We start from the raw sequence: 19748 nt of genomic DNA, 5'->3' as shown, positions 1-19748 counted from the left end.
ACGCGGCATGACTACCTACAGTGTGCGCATGGACCCGAAAGGACTGGCGTTTGCGGCCGACGAATCGCAAACGCTGCTGGCCGCTGCGGAGCAGGGCGGGGTGACGCTGCCCAGTTCCTGCCGCAACGGCACCTGCCGTACCTGCATCTGTCTGAGCACCAGCGGCACGGTGCGCTACAAGATCGAGTGGCCGGGCCTGAGCTTCGATGAGAAGCGCGAAGGCTACATCCTGCCCTGCGTGGCCATCGCCCAAAGCGATCTTGTTATCGTGGCTCCCGCCGCCGGTATGCGCCCGGCCCCAACCCGTACTGACGTTTGAAGGCACGGTTGAAGGCCGCTTCCGATTGGTAGCCGACCGCTTCGGCGACGTCGCCTGCGTGCCGGCCGGCGTCCAGCAGGCGCGCCGCTTGCGCCATGCGCAGTTGGGTCAGCACGGCGGCCGGCGCGGCGCCGGCGGCTTGCCTGAACAGACGCGCGAAGGTGGCGCGCGACATATGGCAGGCCGCCGCCAGTTGTTCCAGCGTCCACGCGCGCTGCGGCGCGGACAGCATGCCATCCAGCGCCGCCAGCAGGCGGCGCTCCCCCAGCACGGCGAACAGGCCCGGTATCGTCATCGATTGTTCCAGCCAGCTGCGTATCAATAACGCGAACAGCGCGGAGGCCAGTTGCCGCACGATGGCTTCCGAGCCGGCGCGCGGTGTCTCCGCTTCCGCTTGCAGCATGGCGATCAGGTGGTTCAGGCCTTGTGCGTCGGCGCGGTCGGCGCTGCGCACCACCAGCATGGACGGCAACGCGGCCAGCAGGCCATTGTGGCCGTCGTCGTCGAAGCGGAATTCGCCGCACAGGATGTCGGTGGCGGGGCCGTCGCCGTCGTTGCCTTCGTAGCGCAGCAGGCCTGCTGCCCTGTGCATGGCCGATGCCTGCGTGGGGTCGCCGATGTAGAGCCGGTGCGCGCCGCCGTGCGGGAAGACGATCAGGTCGCCCGCTTGCAGCAGCAGGCCGTCGGCGCCGTCCACCAGCGCCGTGCCGCGCGCGATCAGGTGGTAGGGGGCGATGCCGCTGGCGCTGGCCGGATGGTCCAGCACCCACGGCGCGCCGAAGTGGCAGCGCGTATCCAGCGCGGTGCGCATCGGGTACAGCGAGAGGAGGTGGCTGAGGGTGTCCATGGTTGGTGTGGTTGAGACGTATGAGCAAATTGTAGGGCATTTCGAGCATTCATCATCTCATGCGGCGGACCTACACTGTTCCATACCAACTCACCTGAAAGGAAACATCATGTCTCGTCTGACCACTCAAGCTGTCTCGGAAGCCACTGGCCACGCTGCGCAATTGTTCACCGCCATCAAGGGGGCGATCGGCAAGGTGCCCAATGCCTATGTCACGCTGGGCACCAACAGCCCGATCGCGCTGGAAACCGCGCTGAATATGGATGCCGCGCTGCGCAAGAGCAGCCTGTCGGCGAAGGAAGTGGAAGTGGTCAAGCTGGCCGTCAGCCAGGATGCGCAGTGCGATTACTGCCTGGCCGCGCATACGCTGGCTGGCGCCAGGTCCGGCCTGAACGGCGAGACCATGCTCAATGTGCGCCACGGCCAGGCCAGCGGCGATGCGCGCATCGATGCGCTGGCGACGTTTGCGCACACCGTTTTCACCACCAGCGGCGACGTGCCGGCGCCGGTGGTGGAGGCGGTCCAGCAGGCCGGCTACAGTGACGCGCAGATCGTCGACTCGCTGCTGGCGATTGCCACCATCACGTTCACCAACCTGTTCAATCGCGTCAACGTGACGACGCTGGACTTCCCTGCCGCGCCTTAAGTTTGCGGGCCGTCGTCGCGTTTGCGAAGGCGGCTCAATAGCGCGTCGGTCGATTCGCTGAGCGGCACGCCGTGGCGCCGCATCAGCTGGATATTCAACACCATGTTTTCCAGCACCAGCTTGGCCGCCACGGCCAGCAAGGTCAGGTGCTTGTCCTCCTCGCTGAAGCTTTCCATCGCCTCGGCCATCTCGCACAGGTGGTTGGAGATCAGGCCGCGCAGATCGTGCTCGTCGAACGGCAAGTCGGCGAAATCGATCGGGTCTTCCTTCTCCACCTCTTCCATCAACAGTTCCAGCTCTTGCGGTGTGATCGTCATGCGGCGCTCCGTTGGTTGATGCGTTTTCATTTTATGCGATTCGGCATAGAATCTGAATTCCCGTCGATCAAACAACAAGATTAACGATGGCGCAACTCGTTTTTACCCAGCAACTGGGCCGCTTCATGACCGTGCCGCAGGTGGAGACCAGCGCGGCCGATCTGCGCAGCGCCCTCGACGCCGCCTTTGCCGACCACCCACGGCTGCGCGGCTACGTGCTCGACGAGCAGGGCCAGTTGCGCGAGAACGTCGTCATCTTCATCGACGGCCAGCGCACCCGTGAGCGAAAAATATTGAACGATACGCTCGCGCCGCATTCCAAAGTCTATATCCTGCAAGCTCTCTCTGGAGGTTGATATGTCCGACCGCGCCTACATCGGCACCCGCAAAGGATTGTTTGAAATTTACCGCACCCACGAGGCGTGGCATATCGACCAGCAGCATTTCCTGGGCGATCCCGTGTCGATGGTGCTGGCGGACCGGCGCGACGGGACCCTGTACGCGGCCTTGAACCTGGGCCACTTCGGCGCCAAGCTGCACCGGCGCGACGCGGGCAGCGACAACTGGGTCGAGGTGGCGGTGCCGGCGTTTCCCGCCAAGCCTGCGGATTCGGCAGATCCGGTGGAGTGGACGATGCGGCAGATCTGGTCGCTGGCGACGGGCGGGCCGGACCAGCCGGGCGTGCTGTGGGCCGGCACCTTGCCGGGCGGCTTGTTCCGCTCGAACGACCGCGGCGACAGCTGGAAGCTGGTGGAGTCGCTGTGGAACGTGCCGGAGCGCGCGCAATGGATGGGCGGCGGCTACGACGTGCCGGGCATCCACAGCATCTGCGTCGATCCGCGCGACAGCAGGTCGGTGCTGGTGGGCATATCCTGCGGCGGCGCCTGGCTGACCAACGACGGCGGCGAGAGCTGGACCATGCGCGCCAAGGGCATGGTGGCGCGCTACATGCCGCCGGAACTGGCCGAGACGCAGCAGATACAGGATCCGCACCGCATCGTGCGCTGCCCGGCCGAGCCGGACAAGCTGTGGTGCCAGCATCACAACGGCATCTGGCGTTCGGTGGACAACGGCGCCAACTGGACCGAGGTGCACAGCGCGCCGCTGTCGAATTTCGGTTTCGTGACGGCGGTGCATCCGCATGACGGCGAGACGGCGTGGTTCGTGCCGGCCGAGGCGGACAGCAAGCGCATCGCCGCGCACGCGGCGCTGGCGGTCACGCGCACCACCGATGGCGGCAAGACTTTCACCGCCTGGCGCGGCGGCCTGCCGCAGCAGCATTGCTATGACCTGGTGTATCGCCATGGCCTTGCGGTCAGCGATTGCGGGCAGATACTGTTGATGGGGTCGACCACCGGCGGCGCCTGGCTGTCGGAGGATGGCGGCGGGCAGTGGCAGACCATCTCCACCACCTTGCCGCCGATTTACTCGGTCAGCTTCGCTTAGCTGGCTTGGTTGGCGTAGGCCAGGAACATATCGACGGTCGCCTCGACCACTTTTTTCTGCAGGGCCGGGTCCAGCGGCGGCTGGTTCAGCGTCACCTGCGGCCAGAAGGCGAAGGTCTTCAGCTGGCCCGTCAGCATTTGCGGGGCCAACAGCGGGTCGGCCTTGAGCAGCTTGCCGTCGGCCTGGGCGGCGCGCAGCCAGACCACGGCTTCTTCTTCCTTGCGGGTCAGCCGCGTCACCATCTCCTGCGCCCGCTCGGGCGAGTGGATGGACTCGGCGATCGCCACCCGTGCCAGATCCAGGAAGTAACTGTCCTGGAGCATGGCCATCTTCTTCCACAGCAAAGCCAGTAATTGCTCGCGCATCGGCACGGCCGGATCGTAGGGCTGGTGCTGCTGCGCCATCGAACTATTCCACAACTCATGCAATATTTGCGCGAACAGTTCGTCTTTACTGGGGAAGTGGTTGTACACCGTGCGCTTGGACACGCCGGCGGTGGCGGCGATCTTGTCCATGCTGGTCGATTCGAAACCGCTGACGCGGAATTCGGCGATGGCGGCTTCGACGATGGCCTGGCGCTTGCGGTCGGTCAGTTTGAGGGGCGTGTTCATGGCTTTATTTTACACCGACTAGTTTACTTTTTAAAAGATTGGAACTACACTGTGTAGTGTACATTCTCAATCCAGGAGTTGCTCATCATGGCTTATCAATCCGCTATCGCCGAATCCGACCTCGACGGCCTGTCCGTGCCCAGCGCGCCGCGCACCCGCGACGGCAAGTTCCGCAATCCGGTGAAGATGCACAAGATGGGTTTCTTCAAGTCGCTGGGCATCATGCTGCGCTTTGCCTTCGACAAACCCAAGGACACAGTGCCGCGCCAGGCCATTCCCGTTCATGCGATCACGCAGCAGCAGTTATTGGATGCTCCGGATCGCAGCCTGTTCCGTCTGGGACACTCGACGGTGCTGCTCAAGCTTAACGGCCATTTCTGGCTGACCGATCCCGTGTTTTCCGAGCGCGCTTCGCCGGTGCAGTGGGCGGGGCCGCAACGTTTCCATCAGGCGCCGATCAGCATCGAGGAACTGCCGCCGATCAAGGGCATCATCCTGTCGCACGATCATTACGATCATCTGGACTATGCTGCCGTGATGAAGCTGGCCGCCAAGACCGAGCATTTCATTACACCGCTGGGCGTGGGCGACCGTCTGATCGCCTGGGGCATTCCGGCCGCCAAGGTGCGGCAGTTGAGCTGGTGGGAGTCGACCCATGTGGCGGGCCTGAGGCTGGAGGCGACGCCGGCGCAGCACTTCTCGGGCCGCGGCCTGGGCGACCGCAACAAGACGTTGTGGGCATCGTTTGTGATCGAGGATCGCGACGTGAAGGTGTTTTTCAGCGGCGATAGCGGCTATTTCGACGGTTTCAAGGAAATCGGCCGCCGCCATGGTCCGTTCGACCTGACGATGGTGGAGACCGGGGCCTACGATCCGCAGTGGCCGGATGTGCACATGCAGCCGGAGGAATCCTTGCAGGCGCACATCGATCTGCGCGGCAAGGTGATGCTGCCGATTCATAACGGCACATTCGATTTGTCGCTGCACGCCTGGCACGACCCGTTCGACCGCATCACCGAGCTGGCTGCGGAACGCCGGCTGCCGCTGGCTACGCCGGAAATCGGCCAGGCGCTCGATATCCTCCTGCCGCAGGCCGATGGCCGTTGGTGGGATGGGGTGAAGGAACTGGAAGCGGCGATGTCCGCTCAGCCCGCCTAGGAACCGCAGTCATTCCCGCGCACGCGGGAATCTATGCTGAGCAAGCGTTCTATGGGTACCCGCCTTCGCGGGTACGACGACGGGTCAGGCGACGACGTTGATCAGCTTGCCGATGGTCTCGCCCTGGGCGTTGATCTGCGGCTTGGGCGGCGCGGTCAGGTCGGCCGGCAGCACCTGCTCGGCGCGCGATGGTTTTTCAATCGCATTGTTCAGATTCGGGGCTGGCGCCGCCTTCAGCGGTGGCGCGGACGCCTGATCGCTTTCTTGCTGGGTATCGCTCAGCGTCTGCTTATCCTTGGTCAGCTGCACCCGGCTCTGCTCCAGCCGGCTGGCGTCCTGGTTCACGCGCGACTGGTCCGTTTGCACTTGCCTTTCGGCCTGTGCAATCGATGCTTGCAGCGCGCTGACGGACGTTACGGAAGCCACGATCTAATCCCTAGTCAATAATTCCGGGCATGGTAAGGCAGAATCGTGTTGATCACGATCTATTGAAGAGTAGGCCACAAAAACAAAAAAGGCAAGGCTGACTGCGCCTTGCCTGTGAGGGAGGGATCTACAGCTTAGAAGCGGTACAGCACCGACGCTTCCCAGGTACGGCCAAACAGCGGACGTGCGTTGATCGGACCGGTGCCGCCGGAAGTCAGGCGGGAATTGCCTTCGGTCAGGCCCAGTTCATTGTTGAGGTTGGTGCCGCTGAGGCGCACTTCGATCTTGTCGCCCAGCGAGAACAGCACGCCGGCATCGATGGTGCGGTAGGACGGCAGGTATTGCTGGTTGGCCTGGTCAGCCCAACGCTCGCCGATCGAGGTGTAGGTGGCGTAGAGCTTGGCCGAGTTGCCGTCGCCGAAAGGAATCCGGTAGGTCGGCGTGAAGCGGAACTGCAGCTTCGGCTGGCGCTGGACGGTTTTGCCCGCGGTGTCCGGATTGTCGCGGTATTCCGATTTCTGATAGTCGCCGGTCAATGCCAGTTGCAGGTTTTCGATCGGGCGCACGGCCAGTTCGAATTCCAGGCCGTTGCCCTTGGAGCCGCTGATCGAATGCAGCTCGCGGCCGTCGGCCAGCACCTGCGAGAAGGCGATGCCGTCGAACTCCGTGTGGAAGGCGTTGATGTAGGCGCTGTACAGCTGGGTCGCGGTCTTGAAGCCGATTTCGTACTGGCTCACTTTCGGCGTCGGCAGGATGCCGCGGTCGTCGACCTTGGCCTGGCTGCCGGCGCCGCGCAGATCGTCGAACGAGATGAAGGTGTGGCCGCGGTTGGCGCGCACGAACACCGCCGTATCCTTGGCCAGCTTGTAGTTGCCGCCGATGGTGAAGGAGTTGGCGCTGTCGGTGCGGCTCAGGTAGGTGTTGGAGCCGTCCGGCATCGAGGTGCCGTTGTTGTACACGGTCAGCGGATTGTTGTCGGTGTCGGCCGAGGTCAGGTTGGAGATCGTGCCGCTGATCTTCTGCTGTTCATGGCGCATGCCGAAGTCGACCTTGATGCGGTCGTTGACTTTCCACTCGTCCGAGACGAAGCCGGCGGTGTTGCGGCCGTCGTACGAGGCCACCGGCGCGTAGAACACATTGCCGTCGGTGCCGTTCTTCGACACGACCACGCCGTTGTTCAGGGTGACGTTGATCAGGCTGGCCTGCGGCACGGCCGTCATCAGGTGGCTGTTGCCCAGGTACCAGACGTCATGCGACGAGTAGTCGGCGAAGTAGCCGCCGACGGTGACGGTGTGGCCGTGGCCGATGTCCTTGCTGACGCGCAGTTCGTCGGTGAACGATGTCAGTTTCTTCTCCACCGACCACAGGCCGGCCTGCACCACCTGCTGGTTGCCGTCGACCGCGCCGCCGTGCACATAGGTGGCGGTGCCGGCCGTGGCCAGCTTGCCGCCGGCCGCCGCGACGGTGGCCGCGTTGCCGTTGGCCGAGGCGATGGCCGCGCTCAGGTAGTCGTTCATCGACAGCGGGTTGTTACCGGTGAACATGGCGTTGGTGTTGAGGTCGCCGTCGAAGCGGTTGAACTTGTTCGATACGCTCCACTCGCCGATCTTCTGGTCGAAGTCCGCGCCGAACACGGTGGCCTTCAGGCCGCGGCCGTCCGCCAGGTCGCGGTTCAGCGTCTTGCCTGGTGCCGCTTCGATGGTGAAGTTGCGCATCTCGCCGCTCATCAGGGTGCCGGTCAGCGCGTTGAAGCCGGGGAATTGCGAGATCGAGTGGCCGCCGTTGCTGGAGATCAGCGGCACGCCGGTGTAGAAGGCGTTCTTGTCGTCGGTGTTGCGGACGTACATGGTCAGCTTGCCGTCGTCGAGCTTGCGCGTCAGCGTGGCGGTCAGCTGGTGGCCGTCGTCTGCCGGGAAGCCGGCGTCGCGCACGCCGTCGGTCTTGCGGTAGAAGCCGCCGACCGAGCCGTACCAGCCATCGCTGATTTTGCCGCCGTAGAACATGTCGACGCGGCGCAGGCTGCCGGTGCCGGTGGTGAAGCGCACCGAGCCGTCCGGCGTGTCGCTGCCTTCTTTCAGGATGAAGTTCATGGTCGCGCCGGGCTGGGCGTTGGACCAGATGGTGGACGGGCCGCCACGCAGCACTTCAACGCGCTCGACCGTGTCGTCCAGGCGGAAGGCCGACGAGCCTTCGAAGAACGACAGCGTCGGCGGCGGGAAGATCGGGTTGCCCATCAGCTGCACCGAGACGAAAGGCGAATCGCTGCCGGATGGGAAGCCGCGCACCTCGATGTTGGCGCCGGACTGGCCGCCGGTCGATTCCGCATACACGCCCGGCACGATCTTCATGATGTCGGCGGTGCTGCTGGGCGAGGCTTGCTTCAGTTGCTCTTCGTTGGCGGTGGTGATCGAGAAGGCCGAGTCGACCTTGCGCACGCCGCGCGCCGAGGCCACGCCGGTGACGACGACCTGCTGGACTTCTGCGGCCACTTCCTTGGTGGTGGAAGGTTCGGCAGGGGCGGCGCTCTGGGCTTGCGCGGCGGTCTGGTTGACGAGCGTGAGGACGGCAGCCGTGACTGCGGATAACAAGAACGGATTCTGGCTTTTCATGTGGTCTATGCTTTCTTATGGTGTAAATCGTCTCCTGGACGGTGCGCCACCAGCCAAAACAGCCTCCGGTAGTTCCATCCCCATCTTCCACGATTCGTGAAGATGGGTCATTGAAACAAGAAATGATATCGATGTCAATCGAAATGTTATCGATGTCATTTTTCGCGACAAACGAAAATTTTCTGTCATAATGCGTGCGCACCCCCAGCTTCGTCATTCCCGCGCAGGCTCGTCATTCCCGCGTAGGCGGGAATCCATGCCGAGTTTGCCCGTGATGCGTTCCATGGGTTCCCGCTTGCGCGGGAACGACGTGGTTAGGCTGAACGGTATTAAAGCACTGCCATTTCCAACCTATGAGCGATCAATGCCTTCGAATAAGTCTGTAGCCCGCAAAGCCGAAACGGCATTGACGATGGAAGACCTGGCCAAGCTGGCCGGCGTCTCCAAGATCACCGTTTCCCGCGCGCTGCGCGACAGCCCGCTGGTGACTGCGGAGACGCGCGAGAAGATCCGCACCCTGGCGAACGAGCAGGGCTACCGCTTCAATGTGAGCGCGCGCAATCTGCGCATGGGCCGCAGTTATTCGGTGGCGGTTGTGGTGGAAATGACACCGGTGCGCGGCCGGCCGATGTCCGATCCGTATCCGCTGGAGCTGTTGGGCGGCATCACGCAGGAGCTGACGACCGCCGGCTACAGCGTGGTGCTGACGTCCAAGCAGTTGATGAACACGGCGCCGGTGCAGGGCGCCGACGGCTTGATCCTGCTGGGCCAGGGCTCGCACGGCGAGGCGGTGCGCACCTTGCAGCAGACCGGCATGCCGCTGGTGGTATGGGGCGCGCCGGAAGCCGATACCGATTACATCGTGGTCGGCTCGGACAACAGGAAGGGCGGCATTAGCGCCGCCGAGCGCTTCATCGCGCAGGGCCGGCAAAAGCTGGTGTTCCTGGGTGACGTCGATCACGCCGAGGTGCAGGAACGCTGCGCCGGCTTCATCGACGCGATGGGCGGACGGGCGACGGTGCACATCATCCGTCCCAAAGCCTTCACCTTCGAGGCGGGCTTCGACAGCATCTCGGCGCTGTTGAAAAAGAAGGGCGCCAGTTTCGACGGCGTGTTTGCCGCCAGTGATTTGCTGGCCATGGGCGCGATCCGCGCGCTGGCCGAGAAGAATTTGCGGGTGCCGGAGAATGTCTCCGTCATCGGCTACGACGATACGCCCGGCGCGGCCAGTTTCGTGCCGCCGCTGACCAGCGTGCACCAGTATCTGCGCGACGGCGGCGTGTTGTTGGCCAAGAAGATGCTGGGCCTGATCGAAGGCCAGCCGGTGGCATCCGAAATGCTGCCGACCATCTTGATGGTACGCCAGACCTAGTTTCCCCCTGAAGTAAGCTAAAAACCTCAAAAAACCGGCTTTTTTCAAAATTCAAACCGCTTTGAATCGCATTTTTAAGGAATACGCTGTGCAACAACACACCTATCCCCTCGAAGCCTGGTGCATCCGCGAGACCAGTTTCGACACCGACTCCCATTTTCTCGACGAGACCCTGTTCGCGCTGGGCAACGGCTACATCGGCCTGCGCGGCACCGGCGAGGAGGGCTACGGCGGCCCTGCCGGCACCTCGCTCGACGGCACTTACCTGAACGGCTTCTACGAGTCGGAGCCGATCCAGTATCCGGAGGCGGCCTACGGTTTGGCCAAGGTGAACCAATTCATGCTGAACGTGCCGAACGCGAAGGGCGTCGAGCTGTGGCTGGAGGACGAGCGCTTCGATCTGCTGAGCGGCTCGGTGCAGTCGTATGAGCGGGTGCTCGACTTCCGCACCGGCGTGTTGACGCGCACGGTGGAATGGACTTCGCCGCAGGGCCGCAGCGTGAAGCTGCACAGCCGCCGCCTGGTGTGCTTCGAGAACAAGCACCTGTTCGCGATCTCGTTCGAGGTAACGCCGCTGAATTTCGCGGGACGCGTGCGGCTGGTGTCGGCGCTCGATGGCGCGGTGAAGAACCAGGAAGCCGGCGACGACCCGCGCGTGGGCTCGGCGGTGTCGGGCCAGTCGCTGCAGATAGTGGGGCATGAGCAGAACGTCGGCTTCGCGGCGCTGGTGCAGCGCACGCACAACAGTGGCTTCATGCTGGTCAGCGCCACCGATACCGAACTGACGGGCGCCGATGCGACCATCGAAATCGCGCAGGTGGAGCAGCGCCTGACGCAGACGTATGAGCTGCAAGCGCAGGCCGGCCAGCGCATCACGCTGAACAAATACGGCAGCTACTTCTCGTCGCGCGACTACGCCGAGGGGGAGCTGATGTGGCGTAGCAAAGACACGCTGGCCACCGCCAGGGCGGCCGGCTTCGACGACCTGCGCCTGGCGCAGGAGCAGTATTTGGCCAACTTCTGGCAGCAGGCCGACGTGCAGATCGCCGGGGACGACGCGCTCCAGCAAGGCATCCACTTCAACCAGTTCCACCTGCTGCAATCGGTGGGCCGCGACGGCAAGACCAACATCTCCGCCAAGGGCGTGACGGGCGAGGGCTACGAAGGCCACTATTTCTGGGACACGGAGATTTACATTTTCCCGTTCTTCCTGTACTCGAAGCCGGAGATCGCCCGCAAGCTGCTGGAGTACCGCTACGCCGGCCTGCCGAAGGCGCGCGAACGCGCACGCCAGATGTCGCATGCGAGCGGCGCGTTGTACCCATGGCGCACCATCGCCGGCGACGAGTGCTCGGCCTACTTCCCGGCGGGGACGGCGCAGTATCACATCAACGCCGATATCGCCTATTCCATCAAGCTGTACATGGAAGCGACCGACGATCAGGAATACCTGGTCAAGCATGGCGCGGAAATCGTCATGGAGACGGCGCGCATCTGGATGGGCATCGGCAGCTACGATCGCGAAGGACGCTTCTGCATCAATCAGGTGACGGGGCCGGACGAATACACGGCGCTGGTCAACAACAACTACTACACCAACGCGATGGCGCAGATGCACCTGAACTTTGCGGCATCGATCGCGGAGCAGTTGCAGGCGCGGGAGCCGGCGGAGTTTGCGCGCATCGCCGCCGCCGCCGCACTGGATGCGAACGAGCCGGCGGCATGGCGCCGCGCCGCGTCGCTGATGAACCTTCCTTACGACGACGCGCTGCAAATCCACGCGCAGGACGACAGCTTCCTGTCCAAGAAGGTGTGGGATTTCGCCAACACGCCGAAGGAGAACTACCCGCTGCTGCTGAACTATCACCCAATGGTGATCTACCGCCATCAGGTGTGCAAGCAGGCGGACGTGGTGCTGGCGCTGCTGCTGCTGTCCGACCAGTTCACGCTGGAGGACAAGCGCCGCGACTTTGATTACTACGAGGCGGTGACGACGCACGATTCGTCGCTGTCCTCTTGCATCTTCAGCATCATCGCGGCGGAAGTGGGCTATCAGGACAAGGCCTACGACTACTTCATGGAGACCGCGCGCCTCGACCTGGACGACACCCACGGCAACACGCACTACGGTGTGCACACGGCGGCGATGGCCGGCACGTGGATGGGCGTGGCGTATGGCTTCGCAGGCATGCGCGTGGTGGGCGGTGAGCTGCACTTCGCACCGTCGGTGCCGAAGCAGTGGCAGCACTACACGTTCAAGATTCATTTCAAGGGTGCGCTGCTGGAGGTCCACGTGGAGCCTGGCCGTGCGGATTACCGCCTGCTGCAAGGCGAGGTGCTGAACTTTACCCACGGCGGCGAACCTGTCGCGCTGACGCTGTCGCAACCGACGCAATCGAGGAGTTTTGCATGAGCCGATTTAAAGCCGTTATCTTCGACCTGGACGGCGTCATCACCGACACCGCCCACTATCACTACCTGGCGTGGAAGCGTCTGGCGGAATCGCAGGGCGTACACTTCGACCACGCCTTCAACGAGAATTTGAAGGGGATTGATCGTATGGGATCGCTGGACTTGATCCTGGCGTCGTCCAAGCGGGCGTACACTAGCGAGGAGAAGCTGGCGCTGGCCGATGAAAAAAACCGGCATTACCAAGAGCTGATCGCCACCATGTCCGCAGCCGATCTGCTGCCGGGTGCGGTGCGGGCGCTGGACGTGGTGCGCACAGCGGGCTTGCGCATCGGCCTGGCCTCGGTCAGCAAGAATGCCTTTACGGTGCTGGGTCGCCTGGGCATCACCGATAAATTCGACTACGTGGTCGACGCGGCGACCATCGCGCGCGGCAAACCGGACCCGGAGATTTTCCTGAAGGCGGCGCGTGAACTGGGCGTGGCGCCGGAGGATTGCCTCGGCGTGGAAGATGCGGTGGCGGGGGTGACGTCGATCAAATCGGCCGGCATGTTCGCATTGGGAATAGGCCATCCCTTTGTGCTCACCGAGGCCGACGTGGTTATCACGAGCCTGAGCGACTTCAATCTCGAATCATATTAGAACGTTGTCGCTCCCGCGCAGGCGGGAGCCCATACGCCGCATGGATTCCCGCTTGCGCGGGAATGACGTGTAGGCTATAAAAATAATGGAGACAGTATGAAGAACAATCGCATTCTATTTGCGCTATTTCTGATTTACTTTGTTTTTGCGATCCTGCTCAATAGCGTGGGCACGGTCATCCTTCAGGTCATCAACAACTACGGCATCAGCAAATCCAGCGCCAGCGTGCTGGAAGGCTTCAAGGACTTGCCGATTGCGGCGGTGTCGTTCCTGATCGCGTCCTTCCTGCCGCGTCTCGGCTACAAAAAGGCCATGCTGACCGGACTGGCCATCGTCACCGCCGCCTGCGTGGCGATGCCGGTGCTGCCATCGTTCGCCACCACCAAGCTGCTGTTCTTCTGCGTTGGCATGTCGTTCGCGCTGGTGAAGGTGTCGGTGTATTCGACGCTGGGCCTGATCGCAGCGGACCGCAAGCAGCACGCCAGCGTCATGAACCTGCTGGAAGGCTTCTTCATGGTCGGCGTGCTGAGTGCCTACTGGGTGTTCGGCTACTTCATCGATTCTTCCGATCCGCTGTCGCGCAGCTGGTTGCAGGTGTACTGGGTGCTGGCCGTGCTGTGCGCGCTGACGTTCGCGCTGCTGCTGACCACTCCCTTCAACGAGGACATGGCGGCGCTGCCGCAAGGCCGCAGCATCGCCCAGGACTTCGCCGCCATGCTCAAGCTGTTCTTCAAGCCGCTGGTGTGCGTGTTCGTCATCACCGCGTTCCTGTATGTGCTGATCGAGCAAAGCGTGGGCACCTGGCTGCCGACCTTTAACAACGAGATCCTGAAACTGCCGGCGGCCATGAGCGTGCAGGTGACCAGCATCTTCGCCGCCTGCCTGGCGATCGGGCGCCTGTCGGCCGGCGTGTTGATGCGCAAATTGAACTGGTATCCGGTGATGAATGCCTGCGTGATCGGCATGGCGGCCATGGTGCTGCTGGCGCTACCCTTGACGCACAACGTGGTGGCCGATCCGAACATCAGCTGGTCCAGCGCGCCATTGGCGACCTTCTTGTTCCCCCTGATCGGATTGTTCATGGCGCCGATCTACCCCGGCATCAATTCGGTGATGCTCAGCTCCTTGCCGAAGAATCAGCATTCGGCCATGACCGGATTGCTGGTGATTTTTTCAGCACTGGGCGGCACCACCGGCTCGCTGATCACCGGCTATGTGTTCGGCAATTTCAGCGGCCACTTCGCCTTCTACCTGACGCTGGTTCCGATTTCTATCGTTTTGATTATGTTGTATTTTTTCAAAAAAGCGGTAGATGACGGTGGTGGTGGTTTCGACCCGTCCGCTATAATCACCGGCCAACATTGAGCAATTGTCTATGAACCTGGAGCGCCTCGCGAACTTACTCGGCATGTCGAAAACCACGGTGAGCCGCGCATTGAACGGTTATCCCGAGGTTAACTGCCGGACCCGCGAGCGCGTGCTGAAGGCGGCCAAGGAGAACGGCTACCAGCCCAATCCGATGGCGCGCTCGCTGGCGCTGGGGCGCACCAATGTGTTCGGCATCATCTATCCGCTGCTGCCGGCGGACCTGGGCGATCCGATGTTTCTCAACGTGGTGGCCGGCATGTCGGCCGCGCTGGAGCAGGTCAGCAAGAGCCTGATCATCGCGCCGGTGTCGCCGGCGGCGGAGCAGCCGTCGTACCAGCAGATCGTGCGCGGACGGCGGGTCGATGGGCTGGTGGTCAGCCGCACGCTGGTGCGCGACGAGCGCATCGCCTTCCTGAGCAAATCCAAATTCCCCTTTGTCGCGCATGGCCGCACCCAGCTTGACGCGCCATATGCGTGGTTCGACTACGACAATGCGGCGGGCATACGCATGGCGATGGAGCGCTTGCTGGGATTGGGCCATCAGCGTGTGGCGCTGGTCAGCGCGCCGCTGGAATTGAACTTCGCCCGCCAGCGCAAGGACGCCTTTGTGGCGTCGATGGCGTCGGCCGGTTTGGCTGTGGATACGCGCTACCTGATCGACAATACGCTGGACCGCCGCAGCGGCTATCAGGCGATGCAGCAGTTGCTGGCGTGTTCGCCGCGGCCGACCGCCGTCATCGTCGACAATCACCTGTCCGGTGTGGGCGCCGTGCGCGCCCTGCTCGACGCGGGCATCGATATCGGCAAGGAGATGTCGGTGATCGTCTGGGGCAGCATGGCCGACACGCTGGCCGGCGTCGACGTCACTACCATCGACCAGCCGGACGCCCACAAAGCCGGCGCCCGCATGGTTGAAATGCTGATGGCGCTGGTGGACGGCAAACCGGCCAGCGAGCTGCAAGAGCTGTGGCAGCCGGTGCTGTTGGCGGGGTCAACAGTTGGGCGTGCTCAACCCGCGTAGTACTTGATGCGCGCTTCCTTTTTCATTGATGTATGATGAAATCGATGATCTTGGGGAGATCGCAATGGCCACCAATCTAATTGTGCGCAATGTCGATGACGACCTTGCGTTAGCGCTAAAGCAAAGGGCGGCAGCAAACGGCCGTAGCCCTGAAGCAGAACATCTGGAAATTTTAAAAAAAGCATTGCACCGGCTGCACCGGCGTTCGTCTGTCGACGTCCTTGCGAGCATGCCCAATGTTGGGGACGATGAAGATTTCGATGTCCGCAAGAACTAAAGTGCGATGCATTTATGTATCTGATCGATACCAATGTCATCAGTGAAGCACGCAAGGGACGGCAAGCGAACCCAGGTGTTATAAGGTTCTTCCTTACGAACCGGCCGAGCGATCGCTATCTTTGTGCGCAGACTATTGGAGAAATCAGATGTGGCATCGAAAACGTCCGAAAGCACGGCGACTCAAACAAAGTAATGCAACTCGAGACCTGGCTCGGTCTGGTCATCCATGAATATGCGGATCGAATATTGAATTTTGATGTGGATTGCGCTCAGGTGTGGGGAGGTTTGATGTCTCCTCAGACAAATCATCCGATCGACAGACAAATTGCGGCAATTGCGCTTGTTCATGGACTTGAGGTTGTGACCCGCAATGTCCATGACTTCGCTGCGACGGGGGCCATTTTATTGAACCCGTTCGTCTAAATGACAGCGGTGGCGTCGATTTCGAACAGCATGCCATCCAGCGCCAGGCGTGGCCGCATTTCGAGTCTCGTTGAAAGCCTGGCGCATATTTCTGCGCTGGCTACTGGGCGTCGGTGCCGTCAAACTAAATCGGCTTGTTATAGCCCGGTTCTGCGGCTATATTGAATTGGGACCAAACCGCCAGGGAGAGCGCCATGGCAAACGCGCACGACAATTTGACGCTGCAGATGCTGGACTGGCTGCAACAGCGGCCGCATTCGTATTCCGAGGTGATGGAGGTGTGGCGCAGCTCCTGCCCCAGGTTGACTATCTGGGAGGACGCTTGCGCAGATGGCCTGATCGCGAGCGAGGGAGGCGCCTCCGGCCGGGTCTTCGTTTCCGAGAAGGGCAGGAGGCTGCTGCAATCAGCCGGCGGGCGGCATTGATCCGCCTCCCGCCTTGCTGCCTTACATATTGCGGCGGTACTGGCCGCCGACTTCGAACAGCGCCGTCGTGATCTGGCCCAGCGAGCAGACGCGCACGGCGTCCATCAGCTTTTCAAACACATTGGCATTGTCGATGGCCGCCTGCTGCAAGGCCGCCAGCGCCGCCGGCGCGGCAGCCGCGTTGCGAGCGTGGAAGTCGTTCAGGCGCGTGAGCTGCGACTGCTTCTCGTCGTCGGTGGAGCGCGCCAGTTCGATGATCTGCGGCGCTTCGGTGCCGGCCTTCGGATTACGGAAGGTGTTGACGCCGATGATGGGCAGCGTGCCGTCGTGCTTCTGGTGCTCGTACAGCATCGACTCTTCCTGGATCTTGCCACGCTGGTAGCCGGTTTCCATCGCACCCAGCACGCCACCACGTTCGGCGATGCGTTCGAACTCCTGCAGCACCGCTTCTTCCACCAGGTCGGTCAGCTCTTCCATGATGAACGAGCCCTGGTTCGGGTTCTCGTTCTTGGCCAGACCCCATTCGCGGTTGATGATCAGCTGGATCGCCAGTGCGCGGCGTACCGATTCATCGGTCGGCGTGGTGATCGCTTCGTCGTAGGCGTTGGTGTGCAGCGAGTTGCAGTTGTCGTAGATCGCGATCAGCGCCTGCAGCGTGGTGCGGATGTCGTTGAAGTCGATCTCCTGCGCGTGCAGTGAACGGCCCGACGTCTGCACGTGGTACTTGAGCTTTTGCGAACGGTCGTTGGCGCCGTACTTGTCGCGCATCGCCACCGCCCACAGGCGGCGTGCCACGCGGCCCAGCACCGTGTATTCCGGGTCCATGCCGTTCGAGAAGAAGAACGACAGGTTGGGTGCGAAGTCGTCGATGTGCATGCCGCGCGCGAGGTAGGCTTCGACAAACGTGAAGCCGTTCGACAGCGTGAACGCCAGCTGCGAGATCGGGTTCGCGCCCGCTTCGGCGATGTGGTAGCCGGAGATCGACACCGAGTAGAAGTTGCGCACCTGGTGGTGGACGAAGTATTCCTGGATGTCGCCCATCACCTTCAGCGAGAACTCGGTCGAGAAGATGCAGGTGTTCTGGCCCTGGTCTTCCTTCAGGATGTCGGCCTGCACGGTGCCGCGTACGTTTTGCAGTACCCAGTCCTTGATCTTGGCCGCTTCGTCGGCGCTCGGCTGACGCTTGTTCTCTTCGACGAATTTTTCGACCTGCTGGTCGATGGCGGTGTTCATGAACATCGCCAGGATGGTCGGCGCCGGGCCGTTGATGGTCATCGAAACCGAGGTGCTTGGGCTGCACAGGTTGAAGCCGTCGTACAGCACCTTCATGTCGTCCAGTGTGGCGATCGAGACGCCGGAGTTGCCGACCTTGCCGTAGATGTCCGGGCGCAGCGCGGGATCGGCGCCGTACAGGGTCACGGAGTCGAAGGCGGTCGACAGGCGCTTGGCGTCCATGCCGGTGGAGACCAGCTTGAAGCGGCGGTTGGTGCGGAAGGCGTCGCCTTCGCCGGCGAACATGCGGGTCGGGTCTTCGCCTTCGCGCTTGAAGGCGAACACGCCGGCCGTGAACGGGAAGGAGCCCGGCACGTTTTCCAGCATCAGGAAGCGCAGCACTTCGCCGTGGTCTTCATAGCGCGGCAGGGCCACCTTGCGGATCTTGGTGCCGGACAGCGTGTGCTGGATCAGGCGGGTGCGGATTTCCTTGTCGCGGATTTTGACGACGTAATCGTCGCCCGCGTACGCGGCCTGCATGTCCGGCCACTGGGCCAGCAGTTTCTTGGCGCCGCCGTCCATTTCCGCGTCGCGTTCGGCGATGAGATCGTCGAAGTCGGCGGTCTTGTGGGCGATGGCCAGCATGCGTTTCGATTCGGTCAGCTGCTGGCGTTCGCGCGCCAGCGTCACTTGCTTGCGCGTGAAGCGGTGGTAGCCGCGCACGGTGTCGGCGATCTCCGCCAGGTAACGCGCGCGTGCCGGCGGCACGATCACGTTCTTACCGCTGGAGAAGCGCACGTCCACCGGCGCCAGTTTGCCCGGCTTGGCCTTCAGGCCGAACTGCGCCAGTTTCGGCAGCAGGCCTTGGTACAGCGCGGTCACGCCGTCGTCGTTGAAGCGCGACGCCTGGGTGCCGTAGACCGGCATTTCTTCCGGGCGCTTGCTCCACATTTCGCGGTTGCGCTGGTACTGCTTGGCGACGTCGCGCAGCGCGTCCTGCGAACCCTTGCGGTCGAATTTGTTGATGGCGATGAAGTCGGCGAAATCGAGCATGTCGATTTTTTCCAGCTGCGATGCGGCGCCGAATTCCGGCGTCATCACGTACATCGACACGTCCACGTGCGGCACGATGGCGGCGTCGCCCTGGCCGATGCCGGAGGTTTCGACGATCACCAGGTCGAAGCCCGCCACTTTGCAGGCGGCGATCACGTCCGGCAGCGCTTGCGAGATTTCGGAGCCCGCTTCGCGCGTGGCCAGGGAGCGCATGAAGACGCGGCTTTGGCCGTTCCACGGATTGATCGCGTTCATGCGGATACGGTCGCCCAGCAGTGCACCGCCGGATTTGCGGCGCGACGGATCGATCGAGATGATGGCGATGTTGACGGTGTCGCCCTGGTCGAGGCGGATGCGGCGTATCAGTTCATCGGTCAGCGAGGATTTGCCGGCGCCGCCGGTGCCTGTGATGCCCAGTGTCGGCACGGCCAGGCCTTCGGCCGCGGCCAGCAGTTCGGCGCGCAGGGCAGGGGAGGCTTTTTCGTTTTCCAGCGCGGTGATCAGCTGGGCCAGTGGGCGGTGGCGAGTGGCGATGTCGCCATCCTTCAACGGCGCCAGCGAGGTGGGCGAGTAGTCGGACAGGTCGATGTCGCACTGCTGCACCATCCACTGGATCATGCCGACGAGGCCCATGCGCTGGCCGTCTTCCGGGCTGAAAATCTTGGTGACGCCGTAGGCGTGCAGGTCGGCGATTTCGTCGGGGACGATGACGCCGCCGCCGCCGCCGAACACCTTGATGTGCGCGCCGCCGCGCTGGCGCAGCAGGTCGATCATGTATTTGAAGTATTCGACGTGGCCGCCCTGGTAGCTGGAGATGGCGATGCCTTGCACGTCTTCGGCCAGCGCCGCGGTGACGACTTCGTCGACCGAGCGGTTGTGGCCGAGGTGGACGACTTCGACGCCGTTCGATTGCAGGATGCGGCGCATGATGTTGATCGAGGCGTCGTGGCCGTCGAACAGCGAGGCGGCGGTGACGAAACGGACTTTGTTGTTCAGGCGCGGCTGATCCGGCACGGCTGCGATTTTCGGAGCGGAGAGGTCGTTCATGGTGTCCCTTGTGCTTTTGTTCAGTTCATTATATGACGTTTACGTTAACGTCAAGTCAAGCGAAATTGTTGTCGTTCCCGCGCAGGCGGGAACCCATGCTGAGCGTGCGCCGTATGGG

19 protein-coding genes are annotated in these 19748 nt (G+C 62.6%); 13 read left to right on the top strand and 6 right to left on the bottom strand.

The window, feature by feature from the left end; all coding sequences use genetic code 11:
• Positions 1-7 precede the first annotated feature (7 nt).
• Positions 8-319: a 2Fe-2S iron-sulfur cluster-binding protein gene (locus ACEN9O_RS07935; protein WP_495617037.1), complete on the top strand. Its 312-nt coding sequence runs from the start codon at positions 8-10 to the stop codon at positions 317-319.
• On the opposite strand, the gene ACEN9O_RS07930 is transcribed toward ACEN9O_RS07935, so the two are convergent.
• On the bottom strand, positions 264-1166 hold the full coding sequence (locus ACEN9O_RS07930; RefSeq protein ID WP_495617036.1) for an AraC family transcriptional regulator: 903 nt from the start codon (positions 1164-1166) through the stop codon (positions 264-266). The two genes, ACEN9O_RS07935 and ACEN9O_RS07930, sit on opposite strands and share 56 nt — an antisense overlap.
• Positions 1167-1275: 109 nt before the next feature.
• Here ACEN9O_RS07930 and ACEN9O_RS07925 point away from each other — a divergent pair, with 109 nt between their 5' ends.
• Positions 1276-1812 carry a carboxymuconolactone decarboxylase family protein gene (locus tag ACEN9O_RS07925; RefSeq protein WP_495617035.1) on the top strand — a complete coding sequence of 179 codons (537 nt, stop codon included), beginning with the start codon at positions 1276-1278 and terminating at the stop codon, positions 1810-1812.
• Here the strand turns inward: ACEN9O_RS07925 and ACEN9O_RS07920 are convergent.
• The gene (locus tag ACEN9O_RS07920; RefSeq protein WP_495617034.1) at positions 1809-2129 is read right to left on the bottom strand and encodes a hypothetical protein; all 321 of its coding nucleotides are present in this window, start codon (positions 2127-2129) and stop codon (positions 1809-1811) included. The two genes, ACEN9O_RS07925 and ACEN9O_RS07920, sit on opposite strands and share 4 nt — an antisense overlap.
• An 86-nt stretch (positions 2130-2215) precedes the next feature.
• Between ACEN9O_RS07920 and ACEN9O_RS07915 the strand changes: the two genes are divergently transcribed.
• Positions 2216-2485, top strand: coding sequence for a ubiquitin family protein (locus tag ACEN9O_RS07915; protein WP_495617033.1), 270 nt, complete (start codon positions 2216-2218; stop codon positions 2483-2485).
• A gap of 1 nt (position 2486) precedes the next feature.
• A complete protein-coding gene (locus tag ACEN9O_RS07910) occupies positions 2487-3575 on the top strand; it encodes a WD40/YVTN/BNR-like repeat-containing protein (RefSeq protein ID WP_495617032.1) in 1089 nt (362 codons plus the stop codon).
• On the opposite strand, the gene ACEN9O_RS07905 is transcribed toward ACEN9O_RS07910, so the two are convergent.
• Positions 3572-4186: a TetR/AcrR family transcriptional regulator gene (locus ACEN9O_RS07905; protein ID WP_495617031.1), complete on the bottom strand. Its 615-nt coding sequence runs from the start codon at positions 4184-4186 to the stop codon at positions 3572-3574. The genes ACEN9O_RS07910 and ACEN9O_RS07905 overlap by 4 nt on opposite strands.
• An 87-nt stretch (positions 4187-4273) precedes the next feature.
• Here ACEN9O_RS07905 and ACEN9O_RS07900 point away from each other — a divergent pair, with 87 nt between their 5' ends.
• Entirely contained in the window at positions 4274-5344 is a 1071-nt protein-coding gene (locus tag ACEN9O_RS07900; RefSeq protein WP_495617030.1) for an MBL fold metallo-hydrolase, read from the top strand.
• Positions 5345-5428: 84 nt separating this feature from the next.
• Here the strand turns inward: ACEN9O_RS07900 and ACEN9O_RS07895 are convergent, their stop codons facing one another.
• Together ACEN9O_RS07895 and ACEN9O_RS07890 are read right to left on the bottom strand one after the other, a co-directional pair.
• Complete coding sequence (locus tag ACEN9O_RS07895; RefSeq protein WP_495617029.1) at positions 5429-5770, bottom strand: hypothetical protein; 342 nt, start codon at positions 5768-5770, stop codon at positions 5429-5431.
• A 134-nt stretch (positions 5771-5904) separates the two neighbouring features.
• Positions 5905-8379 (bottom strand): TonB-dependent receptor, encoded by a 2475-nt coding sequence (locus ACEN9O_RS07890; RefSeq protein ID WP_495617028.1) that lies wholly within the window; start codon positions 8377-8379, stop codon positions 5905-5907.
• A 364-nt stretch (positions 8380-8743) separates the two neighbouring features.
• On the opposite strand from ACEN9O_RS07890, the gene ACEN9O_RS07885 reads away from it, so the two are divergent.
• From ACEN9O_RS07885 to ACEN9O_RS07850, 8 genes are all read left to right on the top strand, one after another.
• On the top strand, positions 8744-9751 hold the full coding sequence (locus tag ACEN9O_RS07885; RefSeq protein ID WP_495617027.1) for a LacI family DNA-binding transcriptional regulator: 1008 nt from the start codon (positions 8744-8746) through the stop codon (positions 9749-9751).
• Between the two features lie 88 nt (positions 9752-9839).
• On the top strand, positions 9840-12164 hold the full coding sequence (locus ACEN9O_RS07880) for a glycoside hydrolase family 65 protein (protein WP_495617026.1): 2325 nt from the start codon (positions 9840-9842) through the stop codon (positions 12162-12164).
• Positions 12161-12802 carry a beta-phosphoglucomutase gene (pgmB, locus tag ACEN9O_RS07875; protein ID WP_495617025.1) on the top strand — a complete coding sequence of 214 codons (642 nt, stop codon included), beginning with the start codon at positions 12161-12163 and terminating at the stop codon, positions 12800-12802. The genes ACEN9O_RS07880 and pgmB overlap by 4 nt, the downstream gene beginning before the upstream one ends.
• Positions 12803-12898: 96 nt before the next feature.
• Positions 12899-14167 carry an MFS transporter gene (locus ACEN9O_RS07870; protein WP_495617024.1) on the top strand — a complete coding sequence of 423 codons (1269 nt, stop codon included), beginning with the start codon at positions 12899-12901 and terminating at the stop codon, positions 14165-14167.
• Positions 14168-14177: 10 nt separating this feature from the next.
• Positions 14178-15191, top strand: coding sequence for a substrate-binding domain-containing protein (locus ACEN9O_RS07865; protein ID WP_495617023.1), 1014 nt, complete (start codon positions 14178-14180; stop codon positions 15189-15191).
• Between the two features lie 64 nt (positions 15192-15255).
• Positions 15256-15468, top strand: coding sequence for a FitA-like ribbon-helix-helix domain-containing protein (locus ACEN9O_RS07860; RefSeq protein ID WP_495617022.1), 213 nt, complete (start codon positions 15256-15258; stop codon positions 15466-15468).
• A 14-nt stretch (positions 15469-15482) separates the two neighbouring features.
• Positions 15483-15893 carry a type II toxin-antitoxin system VapC family toxin gene (locus ACEN9O_RS07855; RefSeq protein ID WP_495617021.1) on the top strand — a complete coding sequence of 137 codons (411 nt, stop codon included), beginning with the start codon at positions 15483-15485 and terminating at the stop codon, positions 15891-15893.
• 194 nt (positions 15894-16087) lie between these two features.
• Complete coding sequence (locus ACEN9O_RS07850) at positions 16088-16318, top strand: hypothetical protein (RefSeq protein ID WP_495617020.1); 231 nt, start codon at positions 16088-16090, stop codon at positions 16316-16318.
• Positions 16319-16339: 21 nt separating this feature from the next.
• Here ACEN9O_RS07850 and icmF read toward each other — a convergent pair whose 3' ends face one another.
• The gene (gene icmF, locus ACEN9O_RS07845) at positions 16340-19630 is read right to left on the bottom strand and encodes a fused isobutyryl-CoA mutase/GTPase IcmF (RefSeq protein WP_495617019.1); all 3291 of its coding nucleotides are present in this window, start codon (positions 19628-19630) and stop codon (positions 16340-16342) included.
• Positions 19631-19748: the final 118 nt, after the last annotated feature.

The organism is Duganella sp. Dugasp78, from assembly GCF_059491455.1.
The sequence above is the reverse complement of the archived record's forward strand: the minus strand, read 5'-3'. Positions and strand labels throughout refer to the sequence as shown.

Bases quoted from the DNA above. Each gene is read 5' to 3' on its own strand.
- ACEN9O_RS07885 (WP_495617027.1), top strand. From the start codon at position 8,744: ATGCCTTCGAATAAGTCTGTAGCCCGCAAAGCCGAAACGGCATTGACG.
- ACEN9O_RS07930 (WP_495617036.1), bottom strand. From the start codon at position 1,166: ATGGACACCCTCAGCCACCTCCTCTCGCTGTACCCGATGCGCACCGCG.
- ACEN9O_RS07860 (WP_495617022.1), top strand. From the start codon at position 15,256: ATGGCCACCAATCTAATTGTGCGCAATGTCGATGACGACCTTGCGTTA.
- ACEN9O_RS07900 (WP_495617030.1), top strand. From the start codon at position 4,274: ATGGCTTATCAATCCGCTATCGCCGAATCCGACCTCGACGGCCTGTCC.
- ACEN9O_RS07925 (WP_495617035.1), top strand. From the start codon at position 1,276: ATGTCTCGTCTGACCACTCAAGCTGTCTCGGAAGCCACTGGCCACGCT.
- ACEN9O_RS07865 (WP_495617023.1), top strand. From the start codon at position 14,178: ATGAACCTGGAGCGCCTCGCGAACTTACTCGGCATGTCGAAAACCACG.
- ACEN9O_RS07870 (WP_495617024.1), top strand. From the start codon at position 12,899: ATGAAGAACAATCGCATTCTATTTGCGCTATTTCTGATTTACTTTGTT.
- pgmB (WP_495617025.1), top strand. From the start codon at position 12,161: ATGAGCCGATTTAAAGCCGTTATCTTCGACCTGGACGGCGTCATCACC.
- ACEN9O_RS07905 (WP_495617031.1), bottom strand. From the start codon at position 4,186: ATGAACACGCCCCTCAAACTGACCGACCGCAAGCGCCAGGCCATCGTC.
- ACEN9O_RS07855 (WP_495617021.1), top strand. From the start codon at position 15,483: ATGTATCTGATCGATACCAATGTCATCAGTGAAGCACGCAAGGGACGG.
- ACEN9O_RS07910 (WP_495617032.1), top strand. From the start codon at position 2,487: ATGTCCGACCGCGCCTACATCGGCACCCGCAAAGGATTGTTTGAAATT.
- ACEN9O_RS07915 (WP_495617033.1), top strand. From the start codon at position 2,216: ATGGCGCAACTCGTTTTTACCCAGCAACTGGGCCGCTTCATGACCGTG.
- ACEN9O_RS07850 (WP_495617020.1), top strand. From the start codon at position 16,088: ATGGCAAACGCGCACGACAATTTGACGCTGCAGATGCTGGACTGGCTG.
- ACEN9O_RS07935 (WP_495617037.1), top strand. From the start codon at position 8: ATGACTACCTACAGTGTGCGCATGGACCCGAAAGGACTGGCGTTTGCG.
- ACEN9O_RS07920 (WP_495617034.1), bottom strand. From the start codon at position 2,129: ATGACGATCACACCGCAAGAGCTGGAACTGTTGATGGAAGAGGTGGAG.
- icmF (WP_495617019.1), bottom strand. From the start codon at position 19,630: ATGAACGACCTCTCCGCTCCGAAAATCGCAGCCGTGCCGGATCAGCCG.
- ACEN9O_RS07890 (WP_495617028.1), bottom strand. From the start codon at position 8,379: ATGAAAAGCCAGAATCCGTTCTTGTTATCCGCAGTCACGGCTGCCGTC.